We start from the raw sequence: 7,932 nt of genomic DNA on the forward strand, positions 1-7,932 counted from the left end.
ATGGCGAAGACGTCTTCTCCGTTGCGGCCGAGGTGATTCATCAGCAGACGACAGCGATTGATCTCGACGGATACATGATGTCGATGAGCGGCCGCTGCGCGCGCCGGGTCTTCGGGAGCGGGGCGGCCTCGCGGCGGGGCGGCCTCGCCGAAGCCGGTCCTTGGCTCGTGGCGGGGGGCGAGACCGGTCCGGTCCGGCAGCGGGCGGAGGAGGGCGGCACGATCCTGCGGCAGCGCCTCGTCTCCGACTCCCTCCTGCTCGGCGGGCTGGTCCTGGCCGGCCCCGACCTCGGCCCCGCCGACGAGCGCCGCTGCGCCGTCCTCGCCCGGCTGACGGCCGACGCCCTGTCCGGGCTGCACCAGCGGCGCCTCTCGCAGCTCGTGCTGGAGTCCCTGGAGCAGAGCGAGGAGGCGGTCTCCTTCTACGACGAGGAGGAGGGCATCGTGTTCACCAACGACGCGTATCACCGCATCTTCCCGCATTATCCGGACCGCCGGGCCCTGCGCGGCGCGCACCATCTCGACCTCTACCGGCTCGACCTCGACGCCGGCATCATCGACGATCCCCTGGCGCGGGCGGATCCCGAGACCTACCTCGCCGAGCGGGCGCGGAAATCGCGCCTGCTGACCGATCGGCAGCGGGAGATCCAGCGCGTCGGCGGCCGGACCTACATCTACACGCGCACGCGTTCCAGGACGGGCGCGACCCTGTCGCGGCGCACCGACATCACCGAGCAGGCCCTGACCGAGGCGCGCCTGCGCGAGCGCGAAGCCGAGTTGCGCACCCTCGCCTTCCAGGATTCCCTCACCGGCCTGTTCAACCGCGCCTACCTGCGCGAGAAGGTCGAGCAGCTGGAACGGGCGCTGGCCGAGGGGCGCGTCGCAGGCCTCTGCGTCCTCATGATCGACCTGAACGGCTTCAAGGCGGTGAACGACACCTACGGCCACGATTGCGGCGACAGGGTGCTCAGGATCGTCGGCGCGCGCCTGTCGGGCATCCTGCCGCCCGAGGCCGTGCTCATGCGGCTGGGCGGCGACGAATTTCTCGTCCTGCTGGAGCAGGCCGCCGAGGAACCCGAACTGGCGGCGATGGCCGAGGCGATCATCGCCGCCGTGACCGAGCCGATCCGTGACGGCGACCTCGCGCTGAGCGTGGGGGCGAGCATCGGCATCGCCGCGGTGCGCGGCCCGCAGACCGAGATCGACGCGATCATCGGCCGGGCCGACCTCGCGATGTACGAGGCCAAGTCGCTGCGCTGCAGCGGCTACCGCTTCTTCCATTCCGGCCTGCGCGAGCAGCGGCTGGCGCAGCTGGCCCTGATCGAGGACGTGCGCGGGGCCCTGCGCCGCGGCGAGTTCGCGCTGCACTACCAGCCGCAATTCAGGACGCAGGATGGCGGCCTCGCGGGCTTCGAGGCCCTGGCGCGCTGGACCCATCCGCGACACGGGCCGATCCCGCCCTCGACCTTCATCCCGATCATGGAGGAGAACGGGCTCATCGAGGCCCTGGGCACCTGGATTCTGGATACCGCCTGCGCCGAGGCGCGGACTTGGCCGACGGACCTGCGGCTCGCCGTCAACGTCTCGCCCCTGCAGGTGCGCAGCGGGCGCTTCTCCCTCACGCTCGCCGAGGCGCTTCTGCGCAGCGGCCTGCCGCCGCATCGGCTCGAACTGGAGATCACCGAATCGGTGCTGCTCGCCGACGAGGCGCGAAGCCGGGCCGAGCTCGAGCGCTGGAAGGCGCTCGGCGCCCGCATCGCGCTGGACGATTTCGGGCGCGGCTATTCCGGGCTCGGCTACCTGACCGCCTTCCCGATCGACAAGATCAAGATCGACCGCGCCTTCCTGGCCGGGTTCGACGCGCAGCGGCCGGACGCCGCCGCCGGCGTGATCCTCCACGCGATCATCCGCCTCGGCCGCGTCCTCGGCAAGACCGTGACGGTCGAGGGTGTCGAGAGCCCCGACCAGCTCGCCCATCTGCGCCGCGAGCGCTGCACCGAGGTGCAGGGCTTCCTGCTGGGCCGCCCGATGCCCGCCGCGGAGGTTCCCGGCTTCATCGCGCAGCGGGCAGCCCCGTCGGCGGCGTGACGCCGCCCGGCCGCCCGCTCAGCCGCGGCGGAGCGCCTCCAGCACCTTCGCGCCGGGACGGCCGGTCTGCGGCCAGCCGAGCTGACGCTCGATGTCCTTGATCGCGTCGCGGGTCTTGGCGCCGACCCGGCCGTCCGGCTCGCCGACGTCGTAGCCGCGCGAGGCGAGGGCGCTCTGCAGGGTCCGGCGCTCCGCCCGCGACAGGGGCGGGTCGTCGGTCGGCCACGCGGTCTGGATGCCGGCCCGGCCGCGCAGCCGGTCGGAGAGCACCGCGATGGCGAGACCGTAGGATTCGGCCGCGTTGTAGGAGTAGATCGCGTCGAAGTTCCGGGTCACCAGGAAGGCCGGGCCGTCGACCCCGGCCGGGGCGATGATGCCGGCCGGACCCTCGCCGGAGAGCGGGCGCCCGTCGACCCGGGCGACCCCGAGGCTCGCCCAGTGCGCGATCGGCCGCTTGTTCTTGCGCCCGGCGGCGGCGACGCTGAAGCCCCGCGGCAGCCGCACCTCGTAGCCCCAGGGCAGGCCGTTCTGCCACTTGGCGGCGCGCAGGAAATTGGCCGTCGAGCCGACCGCGTCCGCCACCGAATCGACCACGTCGCGCCGCCCGTCCCCGTCGAGGTCGACGGCGAGGCGCTGGTAGGTCGAGGGCATGAACTGCGTCTGCCCGAAAGCCCCGGCCCAGGAGCCGGTCAGCCGGTCCGGCGCGATGTCGCCGCGGTCGATGATCTTCAGGGTCGCCATCAGCTCGCCGCGGAAGTAGCCGGCGCGCCGGTTCGGGCTGCAGGCCAGGGTCGCGAGCGACTGGATCAGCGGCATCTTGCCGAGGTTCTTGCCGAAATTGGACTCGACGCCCCAGACCGCCGCGATCGTGTAGCGGTCCACGTGGAAGCGCGCCTCGGCCTCGGCCAGGGCGGCGGCGTGCTGGCGCATGGCGGCGCGGCCGTCCTCGACGCGCTCGTCGTCCACGAGGGCCGCCATGTAGTCCCAGATCGGCGTCTTGAACTCTGGCTGAGCCTGGGAGAGTTCGATGACCTTGTCGTCGTATACGATGCCGGCGGTGGCGGCCTGGAAGGCGGCCGGCGAGATGCCCCTGCCCGCCGCCTCCTGGCCGAGGCCGGCGAGGCAGGAGCGGAAATCGGCCCGCGCCGCGCCGGGCAGCGCGAAGCCGCCCAGGCACAGCAGGGTCGCGGCCGTCAGGCGCAGGCGAAGCGTCATCGGGAAAGAACTCCGTGGACCGGGATCCAAGCACCCGAATAGGGCAGGATGAGGGTTAACGAAGTCCTGCCGGCCGCGCGCGGCCCCGTGGCGCGCCTCAGGCCCAGGGGCGGTCCGCCAGCGCCCGCTCGTAGGCCTCGATCGCGGGCGCCTTCTCGAGGGTGAGGCCGATCTCGTCGAGCCCGTTCAGCAGCGTGTGCTTGCGGGCGGGATCGATGTCGAAGTGGAGCACCCCGCCGTCCGGCCCGCGGATCTCCTGCCGCTCCAGGTCCACGGTCAGGGTCGCGTTGGCGCCGCGCTCCGCGTCGTCGAACAGCTTCTCCAGGTCCTCGGGCGCCACGGTGATCAGCAGGATGCCGTTCTTGGCGCTGTTGTTGAAGAAGATGTCGGCGAAGCTGGTCGAGACGATGCAGCGTATGCCGAAATCCGCGAGCGCCCACGGGGCGTGCTCGCGCGAGGAGCCGCAGCCGAAATTATCGCCCACCACCAGGATCTTGGCGTTGCGATAGGCGGGCTGGTTGAGAACGAAGTCCGGGTTCTCCGAGCCGTCGTCCCGGTAGCGCATCTCCGAGAACAGGCCCTTGCCGAGGCCGGTGCGCTTGATGGTCTTGAGATACTGCTTGGGGATGATGCGGTCGGTGTCGACGTTGACGATCCGCAGCGGCGCCGCGACGCCTTCGAGAACGGTGAACTTTTCCATGATGCGAGCTTTCCGGCGGCCCCGGGGGCGGCCCATCGGGCGCTTGTAGCAAGCCGGCGGGGCGCCGCAAAGGCCGCGCCCGCGCGGCTGCGGGCACCGGCGTCCCGCTAATGGCGGATGCCGCGCGGCCGCGCTTCGGCCAAACCGGGGCGAGGGCGCGGCCCGGTCCCCGGCGCGGCACCGACGGCCGTGCCTCGCCGGGGCGTGATCCCCCGTTGCGGCTTGTCATCATAGGAATATATGCTCAAGCTGAGCAGAGCAGGCGCGGAACCGGATCGTGATGACAGATGTTCGCGACGATCGTCTGGCTGACGCGATCGATCTGTTCTACGAGGCGGCGCTGAACCCGGAGCGCTGGCCGGCGGTGCTGGAGGCCTACGGGCGCGCCGTCGGCGCGGACGGCGCCGTGATGCTGCCCGGGCCGGCGGCGCCGCTCGCGGCCTCGGTGTCGGAGGACATGGCCGAGGTGGTGGAGGCGGGGGTCCGGGACGGCTGGCTCGCCGAGAACCCGCGGATCGCGCGCGGCATCCAGGCCCTGAAGGATCCGCGCGGCGTGATCACCGAGTCCCAGATCTTCACGCCGCGGGAACTCGACCACATCCCGTTCAACGCGGATTACGTGGGACGCCACGGCTACCGCTGGTTCGCGGGCCTCTACATGGTGGCGGAGGGGGAGCGCAGCGTCATCCTGTCGGCGGAGCGCCGCCGCGAGCGCGAGATGTTCTCGCACCGGGAGATCGCGCAGATCCGGCGGGCGGTGCCGCACCTGCAGCGGGCCGGGCAGATCGCCCTGCGGCTCGCCGAGGCGCGGGCCGGCGCCGCGCTCGACGCCTTCGAGACCCTCCGCTGCGGCGGCCTGCTGCTCGACGCGAGCGGCACGGTGCTGCGGATGAACGCCCACGCCGAGCGGCAGCTCGGCCGCGGCATCGCCGTCGTGAAGGGGGCGCTGCTCGCCCAGGATCGGGCGGCGAACGCCGCCCTCGGCCGCCTGATCGCGAGCGCGATCCGCGCCGGCCGGCCGCACGAGGGGGCGGCCGAGGGGCCGGTGGCGGTGCCGCGGCCCGAGGGCCCGCCCCTGATCCTGCACGCGGCCCCGCTCGCCGGGGCGGCGCAGGACCTGTTCCAGCGCGCCCGCGCGGTGATCCTGGTGGTCGATTCCGCGGCGGGCGGGCGCCCGGGCGAGGCCCTGCTGCGGCAGGCCTTCGGGCTCACGGCCGCGGAGGCGCGCCTCGCCCGCGACCTCGCCGAGGGGGGCGAACTCGCGGCGGTCGCGGCGGCTCACGGCATCACGATCGCCACCGCGCGCTCGCAGCTCAAGGCCGTCTTCGCCAAGACACGCACCCACCGCCAGCCGGAACTCGTCGCGCTGCTGGGGCGGATGCGGCTGTGATCCGGGATCCGCTTGATCGAAGCGGATCCCGGATCACGCGCCTGCGCGGCGTCAGAGCGAAGCCCAAATCCGCCGTCCCGAAGGGATCAAGCGGATCGGGTATGATCCGACATCCGACGGATTGCGTCGCCATGCGGATGCCGGCGTCGCTCACGCGCCGCGCGGGCGACGCGCCGCGGAGCGCGGGACCGATGGCAGCCCCTCGACCGCGCGTCAGGCGCCCGCGCGATGGCGGGCCGCGTCCAGGCTGAGCGGCCCCGGCCCGGCGAAGACGAGGTAGAGGAAGACGAAGCAGTAGAGGATGGCCGCGTCGCCGCCGTTGAGGGTTGGGAAGAAGCCGCGCGGCGCGTGCCCGATGAAGTAGGCGAAGGCCATCTCGCCCGACAGGATGAAGGCGACCGGCCGGGTGAGGAGGCCGAGGGCGAGGAGCGCGCCGCCCACGAGTTCGAGGATGCCGGCGATCCCGGGAAGGGTGGTCAGGCCGGGCGGGTTCGGGTGGGGCGGGAAGCCCAGCACCTTCTGGGTGCCGTGGGCCATGAAGATCAGCGCCGCCATGATGCGCAGGACGCTGAGCATGACGGGGGCGTAGTGGTCGAGGGTGGCGCGCATCGCGAACTCCGGCGGGCCCTCCGGAGGAGGCCGGGGGCAACGACGCCCTTAGCCCGGCGGCGACGAGACGCTCAAGCCCGACGCCCCGGCCCGGGCGCGCCCGGGCCGGGTTCGCGCCTCAGCGCGAGCCGGAGAGTTCCAGCACGTCGTCGAAGGTGCGCAGGCCGGCCCTGGGCGAGTTCACCAGCACCGCCATGTTGCCGGGCGCGTGCTGGTTGCGCCACATCTTGGTATGGGCGTGCGGGATCTTGTCCCACGGGAACAGCTCGCTCATGCACGGATCCACCCGCCGGTCGATCACGAACTGGTTCGCGGCCGCCGCCTGCTTGAGGTGCGCGAGCTGCACGCCGAGCCCGCCCGAGGCGCCCCAGATCAGCACGTTCTGGCCGGGCCTCACCGTGTGCGGCGCGTGGCCGAACAGCATCCGGTAGGCGGTCGCGAGGGTGAGCGTGTAGCAGGCGCTCTCCTCCCAGGTCAGGTGCTGGGGCCGCCGCATCAGCTGGCGCGACTGCACCCGGCAGAACTGCCCGAAGGAGCCGTCCGGGGTCTCGTAGCCCCAGATCCGCTGCGACGGCGAGAACATCGGGTCGCCGCCATTGCACTCCTCGTCGTCCCCGTCGTCCTGGTTGCAGTGGACGATGACCTCGTCGCCGACCTTCCAGCGCTTCACCTTGGCGCCGACCGCCCAGACGATGCCGGACGCGTCCGAGCCGGCCACGTGGAAGGGGGCCTTGTGGACGTCGAACGGGGAGATCGGCTCGCCGAGGCCCGCCCAGACGCCGTTGTAGTTGACGCCCGCGGCCATCACGAGGACCAGCACCTCGTCGTCGCCGATGGTCCAGGTCGGGACGACCTCGACCTGCATGGAATCCTCGGGCGGGCCGTGCCGCTCCCGGCGGATCGCCCAGGCGTACATCCTGGACGGCACATGGCCGAGCGGCGGGATCTCGCCGATCTCGTAGAGGTCCTTCAGCTGCCCCGATCCCCCGGGGATCGGCCGCACCGCAGCGCCCGCACCCATTGCGGACCCTCCCTTCAGATATTGCACTGCACCGATCCTAGCGACGATCAGGACGGGGTCAAATAGACCAAAAGCAGGGCAGACGGACGCCGAAAACGCAGGCAATCCGCTTCCCGCGCCGGCGCCGCGCGGGCGGTCGGCGCACCGCTTGCTTGCGCTGACGCGCGGTCGGGCCCGTGCGGCCGGCGCGAGCGACGCGCGCGGGGGCGTGACGGCCCCCCGCGGGCGTGTCTACGATGCGGCGCCCCGGACGGGGCTCGGACGGAAGCGAGGGGCGAGGGCGCCATGGGCGAACAGGCGACGAGGACGGCGCAGCGCGACAAGCCGTGGATCATCCGCACCTATGCGGGCCACTCGACCGCGGCGGATTCGAACGCGCTCTACCGGAAGAACCTCGCCAAGGGGCAGACCGGCCTGTCGGTGGCCTTCGACCTGCCGACCCAGACCGGCTACGACCCCGACCACGAACTCGCCCGCGGCGAGGTCGGCAAGGTCGGCGTCTCGATCGCGCATCTCGGCGACATGCGGACCCTGTTCCGCGACATCCCGCTCGCCCAGATGAACACGTCGATGACCATCAACGCGACGGCGCCCTGGCTGCTCGCGCTCTACCTCGCGGTCGCGGAGGAGCAGGGGGCGCCGATCGCGGCCCTGCAGGGCACGACGCAGAACGACATCATCAAGGAGTACCTCTCGCGCGGCACCTACGTGTTCCCGCCGGCCCCGAGCCTTCGGCTCACCAAGGACGTGATCCTGTTCACGACCAAGCACGTGCCGAAGTGGAACCCGATGAACGTCTGCTCCTACCACCTGCAGGAGGCGGGCGCGACGCCGGTCCAGGAACTCTCCTACGCGCTGGCCATCGCCATCGCGGTGCTCGACACCGTGCGGGCGGATCCGGATTTCGACG

Annotated in this window: 7 protein-coding genes; 3 read left to right on the forward strand and 4 right to left on the reverse strand. The window is 72.2% G+C overall.

The window, feature by feature from the left end:
• Window positions 1–83 precede the first annotated feature (83 nt).
• Window positions 84–2,087, forward strand: a complete 2,004-nt coding sequence (locus MET2598_RS0127375) for a putative bifunctional diguanylate cyclase/phosphodiesterase (protein WP_236728822.1) — start codon at window positions 84–86, stop codon at window positions 2,085–2,087.
• A gap of 18 nt (window positions 2,088–2,105) precedes the next feature.
• Here MET2598_RS0127375 and MET2598_RS0127380 read toward each other — a convergent pair whose 3' ends face one another.
• Entirely contained in the window at window positions 2,106–3,302 is a 1,197-nt protein-coding gene (locus MET2598_RS0127380; protein ID WP_018263044.1) for a lytic murein transglycosylase, read from the reverse strand.
• Window positions 3,303–3,399: 97 nt separating this feature from the next.
• A complete protein-coding gene (gene leuD, locus MET2598_RS0127385; RefSeq protein WP_012330046.1) occupies window positions 3,400–4,002 on the reverse strand; it encodes a 3-isopropylmalate dehydratase small subunit in 603 nt (200 codons plus the stop codon).
• Window positions 4,003–4,282: 280 nt separating this feature from the next.
• On the opposite strand from leuD, the gene MET2598_RS0127390 reads away from it, so the two are divergent.
• Window positions 4,283–5,392 (forward strand): helix-turn-helix transcriptional regulator, encoded by a 1,110-nt coding sequence (locus MET2598_RS0127390; protein WP_018263045.1) that lies wholly within the window; start codon window positions 4,283–4,285, stop codon window positions 5,390–5,392.
• 213 nt (window positions 5,393–5,605) lie between these two features.
• Here the strand turns inward: MET2598_RS0127390 and MET2598_RS0127395 are convergent, their stop codons facing one another.
• Complete coding sequence (locus MET2598_RS0127395) at window positions 5,606–6,001, reverse strand: DoxX family protein (protein ID WP_018263046.1); 396 nt, start codon at window positions 5,999–6,001, stop codon at window positions 5,606–5,608.
• Between the two features lie 118 nt (window positions 6,002–6,119).
• A complete protein-coding gene (locus MET2598_RS0127400) occupies window positions 6,120–7,022 on the reverse strand; it encodes an alcohol dehydrogenase catalytic domain-containing protein (protein WP_018263047.1) in 903 nt (300 codons plus the stop codon).
• Window positions 7,023–7,307: 285 nt separating this feature from the next.
• Here MET2598_RS0127400 and MET2598_RS37470 point away from each other — a divergent pair.
• Window positions 7,308–7,932 (forward strand): methylmalonyl-CoA mutase family protein (locus MET2598_RS37470; protein ID WP_036270563.1); only part of this gene is annotated, 625 nt, incomplete at its 3' end.

It is taken from the genome of Methylobacterium sp. WSM2598, from assembly GCF_000379105.1.
Taxonomy (GTDB): Bacteria; Pseudomonadota; Alphaproteobacteria; order Rhizobiales; family Beijerinckiaceae; genus Methylobacterium.